Source organism: Gaoshiqia sediminis (genome assembly GCF_025907915.1).
Taxonomy (GTDB): domain Bacteria; phylum Bacteroidota; class Bacteroidia; order Bacteroidales; family Prolixibacteraceae; genus Gaoshiqia; species Gaoshiqia sediminis.
In genome coordinates, this window is record NZ_JAPAAF010000009.1 from 76,315 (window position 1) to 98,176 (window position 21,862).

Below are 21,862 nucleotides of genomic sequence, written 5' to 3' on the forward strand. Positions count from 1 at the left end.
TGTTCATGTTTTACAAGCAAACACTTAAACAGAATCGACATGAACACAAATCAAAACACAACAAGAGGAATGATCAGGAACATTTTCCTGATGGTAGTAGTAGCGTTCAGTTTTGCACTGACAAGTTGTAACGACGATGATGATAATGACATCATGGTCCCGCAGCCGGCAGGCGACATTGCTGCGGTACTTGAACAAATTACCGATGCACCCGAAACATTTACTTCGGACATGTTGAAGAGTAAATCGATTAACGAGAAGAAACCCAAGTTTAAAAACCTGATCAAGGCATTGGTAAAAACCAACCTGGTGAGCACCGTTGCCAAAAACGAACTGACGGTATTTGCACCAACCGATGCAGCTTTTGAAACCCTGTTTGCAGCACTGGGGGTTGACGGAATCGAAGATTTGACAGCCGAACAGCTGACCCCCATCCTGCTCTACCACGTTGTTGGCGGAAAAGTGGCCTCCACCGATCTTAGCTCGGGCTTTGTTCCAACCGTAAATGGTGCCGCCATTGAGGTCGATTTATCCTCGGGTGTCATGATCAATGATGCGTCCGTTGTAATTGCCGACATCCGCGCAGCCAATGGCATCATCCATGTCATCGACAAAGTTTTGTTGCCGCCATCCATGAACCTGGTAGAAACTGCATTGAGTTACGATCCTGAATTTTCGATCCTGGTACAGGCTGTGATCAAAGCCGGACTTACCGATGTTTTGGCAACCGGCGGACCTTACACGGTTTTTGCCCCTACCAACGACGCTTTTGTGGCACTGCTTAGCGAACTGGGCATCTCGGGCCTCGACGACCTGGATGTGGAAACGCTGACCAAGGTATTACTTTACCACGTAGTTGACGGACGTGTTTACTCCAGCGACCTGAGCTCGGGCAATGTAACCACCCTCAACGGAACATTCAGTCTGAATGTATCAACCCTGAAAATTACCGATGCCAACGGACGCGAAGCAGGCCTGGTACCATCGTTGCTAAACGTACAAGCTACCAACGGGGTTATTCATGTGATCGACAAAGTAATCCTGCCAACACTATAATCGCATACGCCACGACAATTTAGTTGAAAATAAAGCTGATTATTGGAAGCGCTCCCGAAAGGGGGCGTTTTCTGTTTTTAAAAATGGAATCCCTTTCGCTTGCCTAACAGGTTATTCAAAAGGATATGTAAACGATCATAAAAGACAGTTACTGCCAAACAAGTCAACACAAAAAGTGTTTAAGATAACACACCAGCAGATAAGTTGGATAAAAGGCAAGTTGATGGCTGAATCTAAACGAACGCTGGCTTTGCGGCCACGTGTTTTCTGATTATTAAATCGGCCATCCCGATGAACAATGTTCTTGTCTTGTCAATATGAACAATCTATATTTAGAGAATAAAGTCACAAACCGGATAAACCTATGGACAGCACATTAAAAGACATATTAGTTCCTATTGATTTTAAGGCGCCATCGATGAACGCCCTTGAGTATGCCATCAATCTTGCCAAGCGAACTAACGGGAGAATCTATCTGCTTTACGTGATTGAAGCCGGGGGGATTCTGGAAGACCTGTTTGTTTCGGTGGATGAAATTGTAAAAGTAACCGAAAAAGTAAAAGAGAAACTTCAGGCGCTGGCCAACCAGCTGCAGGACACCCATCACATGATGGTTCTTACTCGCATTGAACGCGGCAGGCCCAGCAAAAAAATCCTGGAAGTAGCAGAAGAACTGAAACCCCGCTTCATCATTCTGGGTGAAAATCACCAGGGAGATGACACTCCCCAGGTATTGGGCGCTACCGTGGAACAGGTAACACTAAATTCCCCGGTTCCGGTAATCACAACCAAAGGCAACTACAAGGATTTTGGCTCGCAAATGGTAGTGCCGCTCGACCTGACCAAAGAAACCCGGCGACAATTGGTCAGTTCAATAGCCTATGCAAAAAATTACAACACGAAAATTTGTTTGGTATCGGCTTTGATTGGCGGTATTATTTTTACCGAAAGCCGTATCTACCGGAAGCTCAAACATGCCCGCCACGTATTGACCGAAAATAAAATTGAGGCTTGCATGAAATTGTTTCCCCGCACAAAAGTGCCCCCATACAAACGGGTGCTGGAATTTGCGGATGAAATGAATGCGGACCTCATCCTGGTGATGACCCATCAGGAAGGCTTTACATTCGACAATTATATCGGTGCTTTTGCCCACCACATCATCAACGAATCAAAAATTCCGGTGCTGAGCCTGACGGCTTCCGCTTCCAGCCAATCCTACGGCGAGATTCTGAAAGACCTGCTCGACCCGCTGGGCGTTCTCGCCCCTAAAACCATCCGGCAACAACCCCTAAAACGTTTATTTCGAAAGAACCGCAAATAAATTACGACCAATCGTTATATGACAATCATACTTTTGATCATATTCCTTGGAGCTGCCGGCTCACTTTTAATCCCCCGCCAGCTCGACCGGCACAAGGGGATTTTGCTTTCCTTGCTGCCATTAACAGCCTTTGTGTTTTACCTGATCAAAGGGTATCACATGAAACAAGTTGGCCCGGAAATCACCAGCATTGCATGGCTGCCCCAGCTCGGACTAAATATCACCTGGCTATTTGACGGGGTCAGCTTGCTATTCCTTTTTCTGGTAAGCGGAATTGGCGTTCTCATCCTGATCTATTCCAACAGCTACATGAAACATGATGAAGGAAGACACCGCTTCTATTTTTTCATACTGCTTTTTATGGGCGCTATGCTGGGACTGGTACTTTCGGGCAACCTACTGGTGATGTTCCTTTTTTGGGAACTGACCAGTTTTACTTCCTACTTTCTGATCAGTTTTAAACATGAGTACGACAAAGCCAGACAGGCTGCTATGCAATCACTACTGATCACCGTCATGGGCGGACTGGCGCTGTTCGCCGGCATCCTCCTTCTGGGACAAATGGGCGGGACCTACGAATTGGCAGAACTGGTAGAAAAAGGCCATCTCATCCGTTTTCACCCGCATTACTTCCCGGCCCTGCTACTCATCCTTGCAGGGGTTGTGACCAAATCGGCCCAATTCCCGTTTCATTTTTGGTTGCCGGGGGCCATGCAGGCCCCATCGCCTGTAAGCGCTTACCTGCATTCGGCCACCATGGTGAAAGCCGGCATTTTTCTGCTGGCCCGCATGAGCCCGATAATGGGTGGCACCCCCGAATGGAAAATCCTGGTGAGCCTGATCGGCGGATTGACGATGTTTGTGGGCGCTTATCTGGCCATCACCCAAACCGACCTGAAAGCCATTCTGGCCTACACCACCATCAGCGCGCTCGGAACGTTGGTTTTGCTGTTCGGAATTGATACCCAGCTATCGGTAAAAGCGGCACTGATTTTCCTGATCGTACACGCATTTTACAAAGCGTCGTTGTTTATGGTTGCCGGAATGATCGATCACAAAACCGGCACGCGCGACATCAACCTGCTGGGTGGCTTGCGCCGACTGATGCCCAAAACAACAGTGGTGACCGTGCTGGCTCTGCTTTCGATGGCCGGATTGCCGCCACTGCTGGGTTTTATCGGGAAGGAGCTGATTTATGAGGCAAAAATACAAACACCGGGCATCGCCTCTGTGGTCCTGATCCTCGGAGTAGCATCGAACGTTTTTATGGTTTGGGTATCGGCCATGTTTGGCTATCGTACGTTCTTCGGCAAGTTGGGAACCACGCCCAAAGTAGCCAACGAAAAGGGTTGGGAATTACTGTTTGGGCCATCCGTATTGGCATTTGGCAGCTTGGCGCTGGGGCTTTTCACAAACAGCCTTGGGCAACTGATTGAACTGGCATTGAGTACTGTCCGGGCTCAACCCCTGCATGTCGAAATCCATTTATGGCATGGGTTCAACCAAGTTTTCCTGTTGAGCGTAATCACGGTTGCTGCCGGAGTATTCCTGTTCAGCATCAGGCAAAAATTATTGCCCGTGCTTGCCAAAATCAACAGCCGGTTCTTCGCCTACCGGTTTGCCGATTTGTTTAACCGCCTGCTTGATAACTTCGTGAAATTTTCAAAAAACAAAACAGCTGTCATTCAACATGGTTATCACCGGTTTTACCTGATGACCATTCTGGTTGTTGCCACGGCATTTGTCTGGTTTCAAATATACGTAACCCGGGGATGGGACATTCAATACGACTTTAGCCCGATACCATTTTATGTACTGGTGCTTACACTGATCATGATTTTTTCAGCCCTGACGGCGGCCTTTGCCCAAAACCGACTTACAGCCATCATCTCCATGGGAGTAATTGGCTTTGGCATCGCCCTGATTTACTTGTTTTACGGAGCTGTTGACCTGGCCATTACTCAAATTTTGGCAGAAACACTCACGGTGGTACTTTTTGTCCTGGTTATTCAAAAAATGCCCCGGTATGCCAAATTTTCGTCCCGAAAGTCGCGGGTTCGCGATGCTATTATTGCCCTTTCGTCCGGAAGTTTTGTAACGATCCTGGTATTGAACGCCCTGCAAATTGACTACAACGACCCGATTTCTGATTTCTTTATTAAAAACAGTCTGCCGGGTGGCTTTGGCGAAAACGTGGTGAATGTAATCCTCGTTGATTTTCGGGCGCTTGACACGCTGGGCGAAATTACCGTATTGTCGGTAGCTGCGCTGGGTGTTTATACACTCATCAAAATGAATAAAGTAAGAAAATAAGTATAGCAGTAAAAATTGCATTTAGACCCAGATTATGAACTACACCATCTTAGTCATAGCTTTCAGGTACATCCGGTTCATCCTGGTGTTCTTTTCTATTCTGACGCTCTTCAGGGGACATAATCTTCCGGGGGGCGGATTTATTGGGGGATTGATGGCCAGCGGCGCTTTCATTTTCCAGGCATTGGCACTGGGGGTTCAAAGCAGCAAAAACTCGTTGCGCATAAAACCGTCCAAACTGATTGCTTCCGGTTTGTTTCTGGCCATTTTAAGCACCTTGCCCGGTTTTTTCGCAAAGGGAGTTTTTTTTGCGGGAACTTGGGTGAAAATACCGCTCTTGTTTGGAGCAACGTTAAAACTGGGCACCCCGCTACTGTTTGACACTGGAGTGTATTTGAGTGTTACCGGAGTTGTTCTTCTTTTAATTTTCACGTTAATGGAGGAATGGAAATGGAATTAATGCTGGCTTTACTAATTGGAATCCTCTTTACCGTAGGTGTTTACCTATTGCTTCGGCGCAGTGTGCTGAAGCTGGTGCTGGGCATCATTTTTATCGGCAACGCCATCAACCTGATCATTTTTGTGGCCTCTGGGCTGGTTGCAGGCAAACCTCCGTTTGTAACCGGACAGGAACCCGAACCGGAAATGGCCGACCCGCTGCCCCAAGCGCTAATCCTGACTGCAATTGTCATTAGCTTTGGGATTGTTGCGTTTACCCTAGCCTTGAAATACAAATATTTTTCGCTGACTAATACAGACGATTTGGACCAGTTAACAGAAACGGAGAACGAATGATGATCGCTTTACCCATATTATTTCCCTTATTCATGGCTGTTTTGTTGTTGATGAACCGGAGCCATAACTACCAGAAAGTAGTCGGTATTGCCGGTTCTCTGTTTACCTTTGGAATAGCCCTGGCCTTGTTTGTTACCGTGCAACGCTGCGGCATACAAGTACTTCAGGCTGGCGGATGGGAAGCGCCCTACGGAATTACCCTGGTGGTTGACAAATTAAGTGCGCTGATGCTGCTAATATCCGGTTTTATTGGCGTGGCTGTTGCTGTTTATGCAGCTAGTTTCGTCCCGTCAGCATTAATTTCGGGACGTTTCTACTTGTTTTTCCACAGCCTGATGATGGGTGTAAACGGCGCCTTTATTACCGGCGACGTTTTCAACCTGTATGTATGGTTTGAGGTAATGCTGATGTCGTCGTTTGTGCTGATCACACTTGGCAGCAAACGCATCCAGTTGAAGGGCGGCATCAAATACCTGAGCATGAACCTGCTCGCTTCGCTTTTCTTTTTGGCAGGCATTGGCCTGTTATACGGAAAAACCGGAACACTCAACATGGCCCATCTCGCAGATATTCTTCGCAATGACTCGCACCCGCTACTGATGAACACTTCGGCCATGCTGTTCTTTGTCGGTTTTGGAATCAAAGCGGCGGTTTTCCCTTTCTTCTTTTGGCTTCCCTCATCGTATTACACGCCGCCGGTGGCCATCACGGCCTTTTTTGCAGCCTTGCTCACCAAGGTGGGCGTATATGCCATGATCCGTTTCTTCACCCTGTTTTTTGTGCAGGACCCCATTTTCTGGCATAACCTGTTGCTGGCCATTGCCGGGCTTACCATGCTGATTGGCGGTATGGCCGCCGCTTCACAATACGAAATCCGCCAGATTTTATCATTCCACATCATCAGCCAAATCGGGTATATGATCTTCGGGCTTGGGGTTTTCACCCCGTTGGCCATTGCAGGGGCTGTATATTTTATGATCCATAATATGCTGGCAAAAACCAACACCTTCCTGATTGCCGGTTTAATTCACCGTATGCGGGGGACCTATCAACTAAAAAGTATGGGGGGATTGTATAAAAGCTACCCCCTATTGGCAGTTCTCTTTTTAATACCGGCTTTTGCCCTGGCCGGGGTTCCTCCGCTCCCCGGCTTCTTCGGCAAACTCTTCCTGATCAAAGCCGGTTTTGAGGCGGGCCGGTTTCTGGTATCGGGGGTAGCCGTTGTTACCGGCATCCTCACGCTGTTTTCCATGATCAAAATCTGGAACGAAGCCTTTTTCAAACAATCACCAACAGAAATACACGAAGAATGTCAACATGAAAAATTACGTTTTGCCGAACTGCTACCTTCGATCATGCTGGCTAGCGGCACACTGGCCTTGGGCTTGGGGGCCGGATACCTGTATGATTTTTTTATTGAAATGGGAGAGCAATTGCTCGACAGTACCCAATACATCAACCTGGTATTAAATAAATAGAGCTATGCGAATCTTTATATTTACCGGTCGTTTTCTTGCCTTTGCGGGCTTCTTCCTGCGTAAGTTGGTCGCTGCCAATTTATTTATCGCATACGACCTGATTACCCCGGGGTTGAAAATTAAACCTGCCCTGTTTTCGGTTCCGCTCATCCTGCGTTCTGATTTGCAAATTTTACTGCTCGTCAACCTGATATCGATGACCCCCGGAAGCTTGGCCGTGGATGTTGAACCAAACAAAAAGGCAATTCTGATACATTCGATGTATACCGAAGATTTGGACAAGTCCATCGCCGAGGTGAACGAATTTCAAGAACGGATTAAAAACTTATTTGTATGACAACACCTGCCCTGTTAGTTGTAATGAAAATAACCATCGGCCTGTTGATGGTTGCTTTTGTGCTCGTGCTTATTCGCCTGGCAAAGGGCCCCCATCTATATGATCGGGTAGTAGCCTTCGACCTGATCACCTCTCTGGTGGCTGGTATTGCCCTGGTTTACGGCATGTTGAACGATGTGCCCTTTTTCATGGATGTGGCCGTGATCATCTTTTTGATTTCGTTCCTCGGAACAGTGGCCATTTCAAAATATTTATCCAAAAATGAACCCCATGAGTAATTTTATCATCACCCTATTCCTATTGATTGGTGCCTTTTTCATGGTAGTTGCAGCTATCGGAATGGTGAGGCTACCCGACTTATACACCCGCATACATGCCGCCACCAAAGCCACCTCTTTCGGATTGATGTTTTTGCTCCTGGCCGGAAGTATCTATTTTGACAGTTGGACCACCGTGGTTAAATCCATCCTGCTCATGATTTTCATCTACCTGACAGCTCCGCTGGCAGCCAGCTCAATTGCAAAAACAACAAAAAACCTGGATAACGAGGAGGATCTGGATTAGCCCAAAACGAATGCAGAACAACAGGAAATCTCCTCGTGATCCCAGCAAAAACATCGTGCTGGACCTCAGTCAAAAAATGTTAGCTAAATATTAAATCGATCACATACCGGCAATTCACGGAATCTTTCCTCAGAAGATTTGCGTTTTTTTTACAGAATTTTTTGAACAGACATATATGAAGAAATTTTTAACCGAATCATTTGACCGTTTTTTTAAGCAAGAAACCTCTTCCAGCGTGCTCCTGCTAGGTGTGACCGTTTTAACACTATTCTTTGTCAACGTTGGTTACTATGATCCTTATTTTGAACTACTCCTCGAAAAATTCACGGTTGGAATTTCCAATTTTGTTCTGTCAAAATCACTCGTGCTGTGGATCAACGATGGACTGATGGCCATCTTCTTCTTTGTGATTGGCTTGGAAATTAAACGTGAAATTATGGTTGGTGAACTTTCGTCCTTCAAAAAGGCAAGTTTACCGGTATTTGCCGCATTGGGAGGAATGTTATTCCCAATATTAATTTTCAGCAACCTAAACCAAACTCCGGAAACTGCCAGTGGTTGGGCTATCCCTATGGCAACCGATATTGCGTTTACGCTAGGAATTCTTAAGCTACTTGGCAAGCGTGTGCCCTATGGATTGAAGGTTTTTCTTACGGCCTTTGCCATCGTTGACGACTTAGGAGCCATCGTGGTAATCGCCATTTTTTACAGCGCCTCCATTCATTGGAACCTGATTCTTTTCGCCCTTGGAATTTTTGGACTACTTCTATTAATGACTCGCATCGGCTTGTACTCAAAATATATTTATTCTCTGGCAGGTGTGCTTATCTGGATACTTTTCCTGAAATCAGGCATCCATGCCACCTTGGCAGGAGTGCTGATAGCCTTTGCCATCCCTATCCGAAAATATATAAAACCATACCACTTTCAGCAAGAGATGAAGAATGCCCTGGAGAGTTTTAATCTTGTGTCGACCCCAAAAGACACCCGTTATATCCTTTCTCATAACCAAATCGGAGCTATCGACCGAATTGAGGAGCTGACGGAACAGATTCAATCTCCGTTGCAAAATATAGAACACCGGATGCACGGCTGGGTGGCATTTCTAATTATGCCGATATTTGCATTTGCCAATGCGGGGGTATTGATTAATGAACAGAGTTTTTCGAATATTCAGCTATCGCTGATCATAGCCGCAAGCTTAATTTTTGGAAACCTCATCGGCATTAGCTTGTTTTCATTTGGAGCCATCAAACTTAAACTGGCCAGCATGCCCGAAAACACGAGTTTCAAGCAGCTTGCAATTACCGGACTGATGGGTGGTGTTGGTTTTACTATGTCATTGTTTATCACCAACCTATCATATGCAGAACAAGCCTATATTGATGCCTCAAAAATTGGCATTCTGTTAGGATCAACAATTGCCGGAGTTTTAGGATATTTTTTACTGAAATCGACACTAAAAAAATAAAAGCATCAAAAATCCCTTAACCAAACTGGACCTTCCGGCTTGATTAAGGGATAAAACAAATAACTGTCAGTTAATCCCTTTGAACCAGTCCTGAAAATAGGTTCCCACCACCGGAATCTCCTTCTTTTCCTGTTGGATAGCTCCGATAAGACTAATAATCCAAAGTACCAATACAATAATCCCGATAACGATACGCAACGCTGGAATTAGTGTTCCCACCAGGCCCAGCAGATAAATGCCAAGGGTTTGCCGAAGGTAGAAAGAAGTCAGATCATCTTTTTCCGAATTGTTCAAAATCAGCGAAACAATCCAGCCCACCAGGGTAAGGTGTGCAACTATTGATTTAAGTTGTGCGTTCATGCGACATTTTTTTGGGTGAATACTTCGATTTCCCTGCAAATTACAAAAAGAATATGGCCACTCCAAGTACGGTGACTGCCGCCCCTGCAATTTCTTTCCAATTCACCTTTTCCTTAAAAATTAGGATAGCCGGAGGAATAATGAGCACCGGCACAATGGACATAATAGTGGCCGAAATACCAGCTTTGGTATGCTGAATAGACAGCAGCGAAAATGAAACCCCCAGAAACGGACCAAAAAAAGAGCCAAGCGTGATGCGCTTCATGGCGGAGGTGTTTTTCAGGGCGCCCCAAACCCGCCCGTACCGTTTCAACACGAATATCAATACCGCAAACCCGACAATTCCGGTGAGTACCCGGATTTGAGAAGCGGCAAAGGCATTGTAATCGCCCATCCCCTTTTTGCTCAGTACCAGTCCGGCAGCTTGCCCAAGCGCCCCGCCCAGAGCAAGCAGGATGCCCGGCAGCGAATAAGCCGAAGTCAACCGTCGGCGGATGGCCTCCTCGCCTTGCAGCGACTTGTTTTCCCGTTTCAGAATGACCATACTGATGCCCGCCAGCGTAACGGCCATCCCCAGCCAGTTCATTGGCGAAAGCACTTCACCCAACATAAAATACGAAATGAACGCTGTGAAGGGCGGGGTCATGGCCATGATGAGCATGGAAATGCGGGCGCCAATGATCACGAAAGCCTGAAACAACAGCAAGTCGCCAATAACAAAACCCACCAGGCCCGACAACATGAGCCACATCCAGCTTTCGGCACTGGCATCAAACGGAAACCACATGCCGCGGGTAACCTGCGTGTACACCGCATAGATGAAAAACGCGATCACCAACCTGATCAGATTAACGGCCAACGAACCGACCTTTTTCCCCGCCGACTCAAATGCCATGCTGGTCACTGTCCAGAAAACAGCCGTTAATAAAGCGGCAATCTCACCAAAATATGCCATAAATATTATTTCAATTTTATGAATGAAAGGGTATTTCTGCAAATGTTATTTTGATTCAGTCTCAAACCCAACAGGAAAGCTGGAAAAACTCCCCAACAGCTGCAAATATGATTTTGAATGCTCAAAATTAGTAAGATTTTAGTCATCCTTTTTATATTTCAGCAGATGATGTTTATTTTAACCAGACAATGATGAAAGAACAAAAAGCTCTGACAGAATGAAGATATTGATAATCAACAGCGCCGAAGCCAAGATCCGCGAATTTGTCACCCCCATCGAAAAGATTTTAACCACAGCACGTTCTAATGCGCAAATGATAAACTACCGGGAATGCTCAAATATTAACTTAAATTCTTTTGACGGTATCATCGTTTCCGGATCGCCACAGGGCGATGATATTGTGGAGCACCACCAACCGTATTTTCAATGGCTGAAAACTTATAAAAAACCCGTTTTGGGCATTTGCGCCGGACATCACATTACCGGGTTTATGTTCGGGGCCAACTATTTGCGGAACGTTGAGCCCGAATCGGGTAATTGCCTTGTGGAAGTACTGAAAGAAGATCCGCTTTTTTATGGCTTGCCCAAAAGCCTGCTGGTCAGGCAAATGCACAACGACTCGATCACCCTGCCCGATCAGTTCATCCACCTGGCCCAATCCACAATATGTTTCAACCAGGCCATGCGCCACAGCAACAAACCGTTGTACACCTTGCAATTCCATCCCGAATTTCTGAACCCCGAAATCATTCTGAATTTTATATCCATCTGTAAAAAACACGAGGACTGACAATAAAATATTCATCATCCGTCCAAAAACAACAGTTTATCCTTATCTTTAGCCCCTTCATAACACGACAACCCCGTTCATTACAGGATAAAAACATTGTTCTTCGGAACAATACCAGAATAGAAGATTTGACTTCTTTTTTGTTACTCATGATTGAAAGGCCGACTAACCACCGGCCTTTCTTGTTTCTCACCATTACTGACCCGCCAGAAGACCGTTACTTCAACTTCAATTCAAATATATGATCGAATTGACAACAGGCGGAATAATTGCCTGGTCAATTCTTTTTGCCTGTACCGGCTACTTGTTGTACCTGCTAATATTAAATTTCAGTCAATCATTAAAAAACAATAAACATTCTCTAACACAAAGCGTAGGATAAAACAAATCCTAAAATTGTCACCCGAATGAAAACGAAAAAATTTACATTTCAACAAACCGTGGTAAACCAGGTTCAAACAACTTACAGCTATAAAATAAAAGCCAAAACTACCGAAGAAGCTGAAAGCAAATTCAAAAAAATGTTTGAAGAAAAATTGGAAGAAGGCAAAGGGCATTTGCCGCTAAAGAAGTTAAAACCAAAAAAAGAGAAAGTGGAAACAAGCCCTGTTTCACCGGAAATGACCGATACCGCCACGATTGTTGTTTCGGTAATCAGCAAAAACAAAAAACAATCCGAAACACGGCCCGTTTATGACAATAAAAGTCAGCTCTGGGCAACAGCCGCCGGAGGACAGCAAGATGTGGCTACTGTGGAAACAGAAGATATCAGTCGGGAGATACCCATCACAGATGCGGAAGAAGTTTCAGATGAAACTGTTGAAGCCCATGCGGAAACAACAGACGCCCCCCTGACCGCAGCCACCGAAGTTACCCCTGAAAAAACGGGCGCGACCTCCTCAACTGAAACTGCCGCCCCAACCGCAGAAAAAACCAACAAACACCATCGCAAGGCCCATTCCTAAATGCAAAAACCAGTGTCTCACGACACTGGTTCCACACTCATTTTTGGCAAAATGGTCAGCCACTCTCCAGCAGCCAACAGTATTTAACTTTAGGGTTTTGGTCTTATTTATTGCTGTATTCGTGTACCCCTTTCACGGCACGTCCCGATGGGTCGGCATTATTGCGAAATGATTCATCCCAGGCTAAAGCTTCAGCTGTACTGCAAGCGATGGATGGCACCGAAGGTACGCAGGCAGCTGCTTGATCAGACGGGAAGTGCTCAGTAAAAATCGACCGGTAGAGATACTCCTCTTTAGACATGGGAGTGTTTATCGGGAAACGGAAATGAGCGTTGGCCATCATTTCATCGCTCACCTTATCGCTGGCAATTTGTTTCAGCGTATCAATCCATCCGTAACCCACGCCATCAGAGAATTGCTCTTTCTGCCGCCAGGTAACGCTCTCAGGCAAAGCGTGTTCAAACGCTTTACGAACTACCCATTTTTCAATTTTCCCGTTGCCCGCCATTTTATCTTTCGGATTCAGGCGCATGGCCACATCCATAAATTCTTTATCGAGGAAAGGCACGCGGCCTTCAACGCCCCAGGCAGCCAACGATTTGTTGGCGCGCAAACAGTCGTAAAGGTTCAGTTTGTTTATTTTACGTAAGGTTTCTTTGTGGAATTCTTCGGGATTCGGCGCTTTATGAAAGTAAAGGTAACCTCCGAAAATTTCATCGGCCCCTTCGCCGGTAAGCACCATCTTGATGCCCATCGATTTGATCACCCGCGCCAACATATACATCGGGGTGGATGCCCGGATAGTAGTCACATCGTAGGTTTCGATATGGTAGATCACATCGCGGATGGCATCGAGACCTTCCTGAATCGTGTAATGGATCTCGTGATGAATGGTCCCGATATGGTCGGCTACTTTACGAGCCGCAGCCAGGTCGGGCGAACCTTCCAAACCGATTACAAACGAGTGGAGCTGCGGCCACCAGGCGTCTTTTTGATCCCCTTCTTCAACCCGCTTTCCCGAAAACTTCTTGGCCAGCGCCGAGGTTACCGACGAATCGAGCCCTCCGGAAAGGAGCACACCGTAGGGCACGTCCGACATCAGCTGGCGGTGTACAGCAGCCTCCATCGCTTCGCGCAATTCATCGATGCTGGTCGTATTGTCTTTTACATTTTCATAATCCATCCAGTCGCGTGTCCACCAACGTTTGATTTCACCGTCCTTGCTGTATAAGTAGCTGGCGGGCGGGAACTCCTGGATTTTGGTGCAATATCCTTCGAGGGCTTTTAGCTCCGAAGCCACATAAAAATTTCCATGCTTATCCCAGCCCATGTAGAGCGGAATGATACCGATATGGTCGCGGCCAATCAGATAAACGTCTTTTTCGACATCGTACAGTGCAAAAGCAAAAATTCCATTTAACTCATCCAGAAAATCTATTCCCTTTTCCTGGTACAAGGCCAGAATAACTTCGCAGTCAGAACCTGTCTGATACTCGTAATTTGCTTTTGTACGTTCGCGGATTTCGCGATGGTTGTATATTTCCCCGTTTACGCCGAGGATGAGTTTTTTGTCCTTACTGAACAAGGGCTGCCCACCAGATTCGGGGTCAACGATCGACAAACGTTCGTGAGCGATGATTGCTTTCTCGCCGCAATAAATGCCCGACCAGTCTGGCCCGCGATGTCTGATCCGCTTGGATTGCTTCAACACCTGCGGCCTCAACTCCTGAGCATCAATTTTTAAATCAAATACGCCTACAATTCCACACATAATGCCAAAAATTTAAATCGTGTATCAATTTCTAATTTCCTTTCGGGATCAAAAATAATCCTTTTGTTTTTATTTCCAAACCACAACTGACATTTTTCTACTTTTAAGCACATAAAACTAACACACAAGATGGCATTCAAGAAGTTTTATTTCTTTTTGAAATATTCATTTTTAAAAACTGCCCCCCCACTTTCAATCCCAGTCCATCAAAATAAAACAAGAAAAAATCAAAGCACCCCACGTTGCGCACAGGGGGCATTCCGTTTTAATTGAAGAATCGAGCCACACGAGCAGCATGCAAGAAAAAAGTCAATTTTTTTACAAAAAAAAGCAGTTCGAAATCGAACTGCCTCTTCAGGTATCTTTTTGAATATTTTAAACATTAAAACGGAAGTGCACAATATCGCCATCTTGAACGACGTATTCTTTCCCTTCGATGGCCATTTTGCCGGCTTCCTTGCAGGCTTGTTCCGATCCCAATGCGATGAAGTCGGCGTATTTAATCACTTCGGCACGGATAAAGCCTTTTTCGAAATCAGAGTGAATAACGCCGGCAGCCTGTGGTGCTTTAAAACCACGCTTATAAGTCCAGGCACGTACCTCTTTTACACCGGCAGTGAAGTAGGTTTCCAATTGCAACAGCCGGTAAGCCGATTTAATCAGTTTGTTCACACCCGATTCACTCAAGCCCAGATCCTCCAGAAACATCTGACGCTCCTCGTAACTTTCCAACTCGGCGATATCGGCTTCGGTTGCCGCAGCAATCACCAACATCTCCGCATTTTCGTCTTTAATAGACTCTTTGATAGCCTCCACAAAGCCGTTGCCATTCAGTACCGCAGCTTCGTCCACGTTGCAAACGTAGAGAATAGGCTTATTGGTAAGCAACTGTAGGTCTTTGCCCAACTTTTGATCAGCTTCGTCAATTTCGACCGTACGAGCCGATTTACCCTGAACCAACGCTTCTTTATATAAGGATAGGATCTTGAACAGTCTTTTCGCTTCCGGATCGTTACCGGTTTTTGCCTGTTTCTCCACTTTTGCCAAACGGGCTTCAACGGTTTCCAGGTCTTTCAACTGAAGTTCAATATCGATCGTTTCCTTGTCGCGCACCGGATCGATAGTGGTATCCACATGGGTGATATTATCATTTTCGAAACAGCGCAGTACATGAATAATAGCGTCGGTTTCGCGTATGTTGCCGAGAAATTTATTTCCCAGGCCTTCGCCTTTACTCGCGCCGCGGACCAAACCGGCTATGTCCACAATTTCGACTACCGTAGGGACAATCCGCTCGGGATGCACCAATTCGGACAGCTTATTCAAACGCTCGTCCGGCACAGTTATCACCCCCAGGTTGGGTTCGATAGTGCAAAACGGAAAGTTTGCAGACTGCGCCTTGGCATTCGACAAACAGTTAAACAAGGTTGACTTTCCCACATTCGGAAGCCCCACAATACCACACTTTAAAGCCATTATCTCTTCTTCTAAAAATTGCGCTGCAAAGTTAATCCTTTTTCCCTATTTTTGAACAGGCAATTGCCCCTGCCAGGTTTTAGCATGGATTTATCCTGGCTTGCAGTCTATTTCTACGACCATTAATACCTTTTCTTATGATACTAAAATCGGTTTCCATTGATTGTGTGATATTTGGCTTCGACGGCACATCCATTAAAGTACTGCTCTCACAACAGAATCCTGAAATATTGCGGAAACAAATCTCCGAACGTGACGATTATGAAGAGATCAAAGTGCTGTACGATCAGCACCCAACCCTCACCCAACCCGACTGTTGGAGCGTTTTTGGCGCGCATGTACCAGAAGAACTAGATATTGATGAATATGCCCGTGAATTGCTGTTCATCGCCACCGGTATGAATGATGTTTTCCTGAAACAATTTCATTGTTTCGGAGACGTTAAGCGTGTACCCAACTACCGGGTAATCACAATCGGATATTACGCGTTGATTAATCCGGCCCATCACACCATCAAGAAATCGATCGCCCTGAACGAACTCGAGTGGTTTGACCTGTACAGCCTGCCCAAGCTGTCGTTCGACCATGACGAGATTATCCGCAAAGCTATCGCGCATTTACGCAACGAAGTGCGCTACCAGCCTATCGGGTTTCACCTATTGCCTGAAAAATTCACTCTTACCGAGTTCCAAACCCTGTACGAAGTAATTCTGGACAAGAAGATGGACACACGTAACTTCCGTAAGAAAATTGCCAACATGGGATTGCTGATCGACACCCGAGAAAAACAACAAAACGTATCGCACCGCGCTGCCAAACTATACCAATTCGACGAAACCATATATAACCAGCTAAAAAAAGAAGGATTGAAATTCAGGATTGAGTAGTTAATAATTCTTAACCAATTAAACCTCCAGTCCAAAATAATATCTCTTATCCGAAACCAGTACGCAAACAAATGACCAGCGACCAGCAAATCATTGATGATCTGAAAAACGAGAGCACCAAACAGGTGGCCTTTCGTTTGCTGGTGAAAACCTATAAGGAAAGGCTGTACTGGCACATCCGAAAAATTGTCCTGAACCACGACGACGCCGACGATATATTGCAAAATACCTTCATTAAAGTGTGGCGAAACATCGATTCGTTCCGGGCTGAGTCGGGGCTTTACACCTGGCTGTACCGTATTGCTACCAACGAATCGCTCACTTTCCTGAATCAAAAAAAGAAAAAAACATTCGGCGGAACTGATGACGAGATGAACGATTACTTGCTCGAAAACATCCAGACCGACCCTTATTTCAACGGCGACGACATTCAGCAAAAACTACAGGAAGCCATAGCCCGATTGCCCGAGAAACAGCGTTTGGTTTTTAACATGCGTTATTTTGACGATATCAAGTACCAGGACATGGAAAAAATACTGGAAACATCGGCCGGGGCACTAAAAGCATCGTACCACCATGCCGTAAAAAAAATTGAAGACTACTTTAAATCAATTGAATAGCCGTTTATAAAAAATGTATTTAAACTTTTCAGTTTAAAACCAGTCAAAAGGACGTGATGGAAAAAAGAAATGACATACTGAAAAACCAACCGCAGTTTCCGAAAGGCAATCCGTTTGAGGTGCCCGAAGGATATTTTGAATCTCTGGAAGACCGGATTGGGGCACGTATTGAAGATGAAGTGGCCTTCAAATCTCCCGTGCAAAAAGTCATCCAAATGCTGAAGCCCATATTGGGACTGGCCGCCAGCTTTGCTATTGCCTTCCTGCTTATTTATTATCCACTGGGAAAATTTATTCCCAAATTTATGGCTAAATCAGACACTCAAACCGAAGAATCGTTGTTTGAACTGGAGTTCATCGAGAATACCATGTTCATCGACGAAAATACATTATTGCAAGCATTGAGCGCCACTGAAGCTTCAACAGAATTTGAGAGTGACGAAATCATCAACCTGCTCTCTTCCGAACTGAACGATTATCAAATTTATGCCGAAATCATTAACTAACAGAATATGAAGAAGATTACTATTATACTGAGTTTGCTTTTACTGGGAGTTTTTGCCATAGCACAACCTCGGGGAAGGCATGATGACTTTGAAAAATACAAAGCGCTGAAAGTATCGTTCATGACCGAGAAACTGGAACTGACCCCACAGGAAGCCCAACAGTTCTGGCCTATTTACAACGAATTTGACAAAAAACGCTTTGAAACCCATCAAAAAAGACGGGAATTGGAAGAACAGGTGAAAACCAATTACGACAAATACTCCGAAAGCGAGTTTAAAAAGGCGAGCTACGAAATCATTGACCAAGCTGTTAAGGAATCCAGCCTGTTAAAGGAGTACCATGAAAAATTTCTGCGTGTACTACCTGCCAAAAAAGTAGTCATCATCGGACAGGTTGAAAATGAATTCCGCTTTAAGATGATTCGTGAATACCGTCAGCGAGAGCGGGAGGGCGACGACAGGAAATAGATCAAAGAGGTTCCTAAAAAGCTCTTACCATTGGGGATTAGTCACCCTGAATTTATTTCAGGGTCTGTTTATCAACTGATTGAGATCCCAAAACAAGTTCGGGATGACTCGTAAGAGCTTTTTAGACCCCCTTCCTTTTAGCCCATCATTCAGTTTCTGAATTTCACAAAACGTCCTTCCTCCAGGAAACGAATCGTATCATTGATTCCCTCGTACATCAACCGATCTTGCTCCACAAAGGGTACCTGCTCACGGTACCGGCCCACAAATTCTTCTAAATAAGGCGATGTTTTTAAGGGACGGCGAAAATCGAGCGCCTGAGCGGCATTGAACAGTTCGATAGCCAAAACTTTCAGGGTATTTTCCGCAACAGTCAAGGCTTTGGTAGCGGCATTCCCCCCCATGCTCACATGGTCTTCCTGTTCATTCGACGAAGGAATGGAATCGACCGAGGCCGGCGTGCAAAGCTGCTTGTTCTGGCTCACAATAGATGCCGCCGCATATTGCGGAATCATGAAACCGGAGTTCAATCCCGGATTGGCCACCAAAAATACAGGCAGACCACGCTCCCCGGCAATCAGCCGATAAGTGCGTCGCTCCGAAATGCTCCCCAACTCAGACAACGCAATGGCCAGAAAATCGAGCGCCAGCGCCAGCGGTTCACCATGAAAGTTCCCTCCGGAAATGATCAAATCGTCATCGGGAAAAACGGTCGGATTATCGGTTACCGAATTGATTTCAACCTCCACCACCCTGGCCACATAATTAACAGCATCCTTCACCGCACCATGCACCTGAGGGATACACCGGAATGAATACGGGTCCTGCACGTGCTGCTTTTCACGGGCAATAATCTCGCTGCCTTTTAGTAACTCGCGGAAGTTTCGCGCAGTTTCAATCTGGCCCGTATGCGGACGGATCTGCTGCACTTGTGCCATAAAAGGTTCCAGCAACCCATCGAAACCGTCCAGCGAAATGGCGCCAATGACATCGGCATATTTTACGGTACGAAAGCTTTTCAGCAAGGTATAAACCGCATGGGCGCTCATAAACTGGGTACCGTTCAGCAAGGCCAAACCTTCTTTGGCTTCCAGGCGAACAGGCTCCCAGCCCTTCTTTTTCAGAACTTCCGCAGCAGCCATTTTCTTCCCTTTATAATTAACCGTTCCTAAACCCAACAGAGGCAGGAACAGCATAGCAAGGGGAGCCAAATCTCCACTTGCACCCAACGAACCCTGTGCAAATACCTGGGGCAGAATATCCTCGTTAAACAAATCGACTATGCGCTGCACTGCGATCAACTGAACGGCTGAATTCCCTTTGGCCAGGGCATGTGCTTTCAACAACAACATCAGCCGCACCACATCGGCAGGAACCTCGTCACCCACATTGCAGGCGTGCGAGAGAATCAGGTTTTCCTGCAATTTGCTAAGGTCTGCTTTGGAGATTTTACGGTCGCACAAAGCGCCAAAGCCGGTGTTGATCCCGTAAATCGGGTCTTCGGTTTGCGCCAGTTTCCGGTCGAGATAAGCTTTTGATTTTTGAATTAGCTGAACCGATTCAGCAGAGAGTACTAACTTCCTTTTTTGCTCCAGAATGTCTTCGATCACTTCATAGGTTAGCGGTGCCGGACTTATTTCGTGGATTTGTCGTTTCATAGTTTGTCTTATTTCCCGATAAAAATTACGAATAGAAATTGAAAACAGAAACCAAAATCAGTTTCTATTTTCGGAATCATACCCATGGAAAATAAAACATCAGGGGAAACGCGCATCGCTTCCCACACATTTTACCGGACGATCGTCCTTTTGCTTCGGATGGAATTTTACCGGCCACATACCGGCAATTACGAGAAATACCGGCTATGCGGAAAGGATATTTATCAGTTCTTCAGGGTCAACCAGCTTTTGATCACCTGTTTTCATATTTTTCAGGTTCACTTTTCCTTCCGCCATTTCCTGTTCGCCAACCACGGCCACCCAGGCAATATTTTTGCGGTCGGCCCAGGTCATTTGCTTTTTGATTTTGGCTGCTTCCGGGAAGATTTCGGCATTGACACCGGCCTGCCTCAACTTGCTCAGGATGGGCAAACAAAAGGATTCCTCCTGTTCGCCAAAGTTCACAAACAGCACTTTGGTGGTAGCCACAGCACTTTCGGGGAACAACTCCAGCTGGTTCATCACATCATAAATACGGTCGGCGCCAAACGAAATGCCAACGCCCGAAACGCCAGGCATCCCGAAAATTCCGGTCAGGTCGTCGTAACGACCACCACCACAGATACTGCCAATCTGCACGTCTTTGGCTTTCACTTCGAAGATGGCGCCCGTGTAATAGTTGAGCCCTCGGGCCAGGGTTAAATCAAGCTCTACGTCGGTATTTAAAGTTACCGTATTCAGATAGGCGAACAATTTGCGTACTTCACCGATTCCCTTTTTACCAATTTCCGAGGCGCCAATTACGGCCTCCAGCTGGTCCAGTTTTTCGTCGGTCGTTCCGCTCAGTTGCAGGATGGGCTGCAATTTCTCCACAGCGGTTTCCGAAACACCCTTCTCAATCAACTCTGAGTTCACATTTTCGAGCCCAATTTTATCCAGCTTGTCAATGGCCACAGTGATATCCACCATGCGTTCGGCCTCGCCAATGGTTTCGGCAATTCCCGCCAGTATTTTGCGGTTATTGATTTTGACAACCGTATTCACGTTCAGCCGGGTAAACACATCGCTGATAATCTGCACCAGCTCAAACTCATTGAGCAACGAGTCGCTGCCAACGATGTCCACATCACACTGATAAAATTCGCGGTAACGGCCTTTCTGAGGCCGGTCGGCGCGCCAAACCGGCTGAATTTGGTAGCGTTTAAACGGAAACGAAATGTCGTTGCGGTACTGCACCACAAATCGGGCGAAAGGCACCGTGAGGTCGTAACGCAGCCCCTTCTCCGAAATCTGGTTGGTCAGCCGGATGCTGTTTCTTTCCAGCAGTTCTTCCGCATCCACTTTCGAAATAAAATCACCCGAATTAAGGATTTTGAACAACAGCTTGTCCCCTTCCTCTCCGTATTTCCCCATCAAGGTCGAAAGGTTTTCCATGGCCGGCGTTTCAATGGGTTGAAATCCGTACAATTGGAAAACCTCTTTTACCGTGTCGAAAATATAGTTGCGCCGGGCCATTTCGGCTGGCGAGAAATCGCGTGTTCCTTTGGGAATCGAAGGTTTTTGGGCCATAATCTGTCTGTGCATTTCGTTGAAGCTGCAAAAATAACTAAAATCAGCAGGTGTTCAAGAAGTGCCAATAAGAAAGCGCCCGAATCTCAAAAAATCAGTCTTCTATTTCAGGAAACGGATGTTGAACGGATAGCGGTAAAATTCGCCCTGGTTGGCTTTCAACGCACCAATAACCGTAAAAATCAACGACAGCAACCCGATGGCTATCAACAGGAAAATACCGATTACAATCACCACAAGTATGGCCGAAACAATCAGTAAAATACTCATGGTAATCTGAAAGTTGAGGGCTTCTTTGCCCTGATCTTCCACAAAACCATATTCCTGCCGTTTCACCGAATACACGATTAGTGGCCCAATGATGTTACCAAACGGAATAACAGCGCCGGCCAAAGCCGAAAGATGGCACAACATGCCCCAGGTACGTTCATCAGGATTGTCAATAATGCGTTCCATAAAGGTTATTTAAAGGTTAATAAAGTTTCTGCATAAAAAGGTC

General features: G+C 46.0%; 23 protein-coding genes. 16 read left to right on the top strand and 7 right to left on the bottom strand.

Annotated elements, in window-relative coordinates:
* The first annotated feature begins 39 nt into the window (after positions 1–39).
* The 10 genes from N2K84_RS08690 to nhaA all read left to right on the top strand — a co-directional run bounded on the left by N2K84_RS08690 (position 40) and on the right by nhaA (position 9,338).
* Complete coding sequence (locus N2K84_RS08690) at positions 40–1,056, top strand: fasciclin domain-containing protein (protein WP_282591405.1); 1,017 nt, start codon at positions 40–42, stop codon at positions 1,054–1,056.
* Between the two features lie 364 nt (positions 1,057–1,420).
* Positions 1,421–2,380 (top strand): universal stress protein, encoded by a 960-nt coding sequence (locus N2K84_RS08695; RefSeq protein WP_282591406.1) that lies wholly within the window; start codon positions 1,421–1,423, stop codon positions 2,378–2,380.
* Between the two features lie 18 nt (positions 2,381–2,398).
* Positions 2,399–4,693 carry a hydrogen gas-evolving membrane-bound hydrogenase subunit E gene (gene mbhE, locus N2K84_RS08700; protein ID WP_282591407.1) on the top strand — a complete coding sequence of 765 codons (2,295 nt, stop codon included), beginning with the start codon at positions 2,399–2,401 and terminating at the stop codon, positions 4,691–4,693.
* 34 nt (positions 4,694–4,727) lie between these two features.
* Positions 4,728–5,153, top strand: coding sequence for an MnhB domain-containing protein (locus N2K84_RS08705; protein ID WP_282591408.1), 426 nt, complete (start codon positions 4,728–4,730; stop codon positions 5,151–5,153).
* Positions 5,153–5,488, top strand: a complete 336-nt coding sequence (locus N2K84_RS08710) for a sodium:proton antiporter (RefSeq protein ID WP_282591409.1) — start codon at positions 5,153–5,155, stop codon at positions 5,486–5,488. The genes N2K84_RS08705 and N2K84_RS08710 overlap by 1 nt, the downstream gene beginning before the upstream one ends.
* A complete protein-coding gene (locus tag N2K84_RS08715) occupies positions 5,485–6,966 on the top strand; it encodes a proton-conducting transporter transmembrane domain-containing protein (protein ID WP_282591410.1) in 1,482 nt (493 codons plus the stop codon). The genes N2K84_RS08710 and N2K84_RS08715 overlap by 4 nt, the downstream gene beginning before the upstream one ends.
* 4 nt (positions 6,967–6,970) lie before the next feature.
* A complete protein-coding gene (locus N2K84_RS08720) occupies positions 6,971–7,303 on the top strand; it encodes a Na+/H+ antiporter subunit E (RefSeq protein ID WP_282591411.1) in 333 nt (110 codons plus the stop codon).
* Positions 7,300–7,581, top strand: a complete 282-nt coding sequence (locus N2K84_RS08725; protein ID WP_282591412.1) for an MrpF/PhaF family protein — start codon at positions 7,300–7,302, stop codon at positions 7,579–7,581. Before N2K84_RS08720 ends, N2K84_RS08725 begins: the two co-directional genes overlap by 4 nt.
* Positions 7,574–7,867, top strand: coding sequence for a monovalent cation/H(+) antiporter subunit G (gene mnhG / locus N2K84_RS08730; protein ID WP_282591413.1), 294 nt, complete (start codon positions 7,574–7,576; stop codon positions 7,865–7,867). The genes N2K84_RS08725 and mnhG overlap by 8 nt, the downstream gene beginning before the upstream one ends.
* Before the next feature lie 175 nt (positions 7,868–8,042).
* Positions 8,043–9,338 (top strand): Na+/H+ antiporter NhaA, encoded by a 1,296-nt coding sequence (nhaA, locus tag N2K84_RS08735; protein ID WP_282591414.1) that lies wholly within the window; start codon positions 8,043–8,045, stop codon positions 9,336–9,338.
* A gap of 66 nt (positions 9,339–9,404) precedes the next feature.
* Here nhaA and N2K84_RS08740 read toward each other — a convergent pair whose 3' ends face one another.
* The gene (locus N2K84_RS08740; RefSeq protein WP_282591415.1) at positions 9,405–9,698 is read right to left on the bottom strand and encodes a hypothetical protein; all 294 of its coding nucleotides are present in this window, start codon (positions 9,696–9,698) and stop codon (positions 9,405–9,407) included.
* A 40-nt stretch (positions 9,699–9,738) separates the two neighbouring features.
* Positions 9,739–10,653, bottom strand: coding sequence for a DMT family transporter (locus N2K84_RS08745; RefSeq protein ID WP_282591416.1), 915 nt, complete (start codon positions 10,651–10,653; stop codon positions 9,739–9,741).
* A 217-nt stretch (positions 10,654–10,870) separates the two neighbouring features.
* On the opposite strand from N2K84_RS08745, the gene N2K84_RS08750 reads away from it, so the two are divergent.
* Both N2K84_RS08750 and N2K84_RS08755 read left to right on the top strand, forming a co-directional pair.
* Positions 10,871–11,443 carry a type 1 glutamine amidotransferase gene (locus tag N2K84_RS08750; protein ID WP_282591417.1) on the top strand — a complete coding sequence of 191 codons (573 nt, stop codon included), beginning with the start codon at positions 10,871–10,873 and terminating at the stop codon, positions 11,441–11,443.
* Between the two features lie 407 nt (positions 11,444–11,850).
* On the top strand, positions 11,851–12,408 hold the full coding sequence (locus tag N2K84_RS08755; RefSeq protein ID WP_282591418.1) for a hypothetical protein: 558 nt from the start codon (positions 11,851–11,853) through the stop codon (positions 12,406–12,408).
* Between the two features lie 103 nt (positions 12,409–12,511).
* Here the strand turns inward: N2K84_RS08755 and asnB are convergent, their stop codons facing one another.
* Both asnB and ychF read right to left on the bottom strand, forming a co-directional pair.
* Complete coding sequence (gene asnB / locus N2K84_RS08760; RefSeq protein ID WP_282591419.1) at positions 12,512–14,179, bottom strand: asparagine synthase B; 1,668 nt, start codon at positions 14,177–14,179, stop codon at positions 12,512–12,514.
* Between the two features lie 375 nt (positions 14,180–14,554).
* A complete protein-coding gene (ychF, locus tag N2K84_RS08765; protein WP_282591420.1) occupies positions 14,555–15,655 on the bottom strand; it encodes a redox-regulated ATPase YchF in 1,101 nt (366 codons plus the stop codon).
* Between the two features lie 137 nt (positions 15,656–15,792).
* Here ychF and N2K84_RS08770 point away from each other — a divergent pair, with 137 nt between their 5' ends.
* From N2K84_RS08770 to N2K84_RS08785, 4 genes are all read left to right on the top strand, one after another.
* Positions 15,793–16,542 (top strand): NUDIX hydrolase, encoded by a 750-nt coding sequence (locus N2K84_RS08770; protein WP_282591421.1) that lies wholly within the window; start codon positions 15,793–15,795, stop codon positions 16,540–16,542.
* Positions 16,543–16,613: 71 nt separating this feature from the next.
* On the top strand, positions 16,614–17,162 hold the full coding sequence (locus tag N2K84_RS08775) for an RNA polymerase sigma factor (protein WP_282591422.1): 549 nt from the start codon (positions 16,614–16,616) through the stop codon (positions 17,160–17,162).
* A 56-nt stretch (positions 17,163–17,218) separates the two neighbouring features.
* Positions 17,219–17,668, top strand: coding sequence for a hypothetical protein (locus N2K84_RS08780; protein WP_282591423.1), 450 nt, complete (start codon positions 17,219–17,221; stop codon positions 17,666–17,668).
* Between the two features lie 6 nt (positions 17,669–17,674).
* Positions 17,675–18,136: a hypothetical protein gene (locus tag N2K84_RS08785; protein ID WP_282591424.1), complete on the top strand. Its 462-nt coding sequence runs from the start codon at positions 17,675–17,677 to the stop codon at positions 18,134–18,136.
* 149 nt (positions 18,137–18,285) lie between these two features.
* Here N2K84_RS08785 and hutH read toward each other — a convergent pair whose 3' ends face one another.
* The 3 genes from hutH to N2K84_RS08800 all read right to left on the bottom strand — a co-directional run bounded on the left by hutH (position 18,286) and on the right by N2K84_RS08800 (position 21,819).
* The gene (gene hutH, locus N2K84_RS08790) at positions 18,286–19,794 is read right to left on the bottom strand and encodes a histidine ammonia-lyase (RefSeq protein ID WP_282591425.1); all 1,509 of its coding nucleotides are present in this window, start codon (positions 19,792–19,794) and stop codon (positions 18,286–18,288) included.
* Between the two features lie 204 nt (positions 19,795–19,998).
* The gene (gene hisS / locus N2K84_RS08795; RefSeq protein WP_282591426.1) at positions 19,999–21,378 is read right to left on the bottom strand and encodes a histidine--tRNA ligase; all 1,380 of its coding nucleotides are present in this window, start codon (positions 21,376–21,378) and stop codon (positions 19,999–20,001) included.
* An 87-nt stretch (positions 21,379–21,465) separates the two neighbouring features.
* Complete coding sequence (locus N2K84_RS08800; protein ID WP_282591427.1) at positions 21,466–21,819, bottom strand: DUF4870 domain-containing protein; 354 nt, start codon at positions 21,817–21,819, stop codon at positions 21,466–21,468.
* Positions 21,820–21,862: the final 43 nt, after the last annotated feature.

Coding starts and splice junctions, on each gene's coding strand:
- N2K84_RS08690 (WP_282591405.1), top strand. CDS start 40: ATGAACACAAATCAAAACACAACAAGAGGAATGATCAGGAACATTTTC.
- N2K84_RS08695 (WP_282591406.1), top strand. CDS start 1,421: ATGGACAGCACATTAAAAGACATATTAGTTCCTATTGATTTTAAGGCG.
- mbhE (WP_282591407.1), top strand. CDS start 2,399: ATGACAATCATACTTTTGATCATATTCCTTGGAGCTGCCGGCTCACTT.
- N2K84_RS08705 (WP_282591408.1), top strand. CDS start 4,728: ATGAACTACACCATCTTAGTCATAGCTTTCAGGTACATCCGGTTCATC.
- N2K84_RS08710 (WP_282591409.1), top strand. CDS start 5,153: ATGCTGGCTTTACTAATTGGAATCCTCTTTACCGTAGGTGTTTACCTA.
- N2K84_RS08715 (WP_282591410.1), top strand. CDS start 5,485: ATGATGATCGCTTTACCCATATTATTTCCCTTATTCATGGCTGTTTTG.
- N2K84_RS08720 (WP_282591411.1), top strand. CDS start 6,971: ATGCGAATCTTTATATTTACCGGTCGTTTTCTTGCCTTTGCGGGCTTC.
- N2K84_RS08725 (WP_282591412.1), top strand. CDS start 7,300: ATGACAACACCTGCCCTGTTAGTTGTAATGAAAATAACCATCGGCCTG.
- mnhG (WP_282591413.1), top strand. CDS start 7,574: ATGAGTAATTTTATCATCACCCTATTCCTATTGATTGGTGCCTTTTTC.
- nhaA (WP_282591414.1), top strand. CDS start 8,043: ATGAAGAAATTTTTAACCGAATCATTTGACCGTTTTTTTAAGCAAGAA.
- N2K84_RS08740 (WP_282591415.1), bottom strand. CDS start 9,698: ATGAACGCACAACTTAAATCAATAGTTGCACACCTTACCCTGGTGGGC.
- N2K84_RS08745 (WP_282591416.1), bottom strand. CDS start 10,653: ATGGCATATTTTGGTGAGATTGCCGCTTTATTAACGGCTGTTTTCTGG.
- N2K84_RS08750 (WP_282591417.1), top strand. CDS start 10,871: ATGAAGATATTGATAATCAACAGCGCCGAAGCCAAGATCCGCGAATTT.
- N2K84_RS08755 (WP_282591418.1), top strand. CDS start 11,851: ATGAAAACGAAAAAATTTACATTTCAACAAACCGTGGTAAACCAGGTT.
- asnB (WP_282591419.1), bottom strand. CDS start 14,179: ATGTGTGGAATTGTAGGCGTATTTGATTTAAAAATTGATGCTCAGGAG.
- ychF (WP_282591420.1), bottom strand. CDS start 15,655: ATGGCTTTAAAGTGTGGTATTGTGGGGCTTCCGAATGTGGGAAAGTCA.
- N2K84_RS08770 (WP_282591421.1), top strand. CDS start 15,793: ATGATACTAAAATCGGTTTCCATTGATTGTGTGATATTTGGCTTCGAC.
- N2K84_RS08775 (WP_282591422.1), top strand. CDS start 16,614: ATGACCAGCGACCAGCAAATCATTGATGATCTGAAAAACGAGAGCACC.
- N2K84_RS08780 (WP_282591423.1), top strand. CDS start 17,219: ATGGAAAAAAGAAATGACATACTGAAAAACCAACCGCAGTTTCCGAAA.
- N2K84_RS08785 (WP_282591424.1), top strand. CDS start 17,675: ATGAAGAAGATTACTATTATACTGAGTTTGCTTTTACTGGGAGTTTTT.
- hutH (WP_282591425.1), bottom strand. CDS start 19,794: ATGAAACGACAAATCCACGAAATAAGTCCGGCACCGCTAACCTATGAA.
- hisS (WP_282591426.1), bottom strand. CDS start 21,378: ATGCACAGACAGATTATGGCCCAAAAACCTTCGATTCCCAAAGGAACA.
- N2K84_RS08800 (WP_282591427.1), bottom strand. CDS start 21,819: ATGGAACGCATTATTGACAATCCTGATGAACGTACCTGGGGCATGTTG.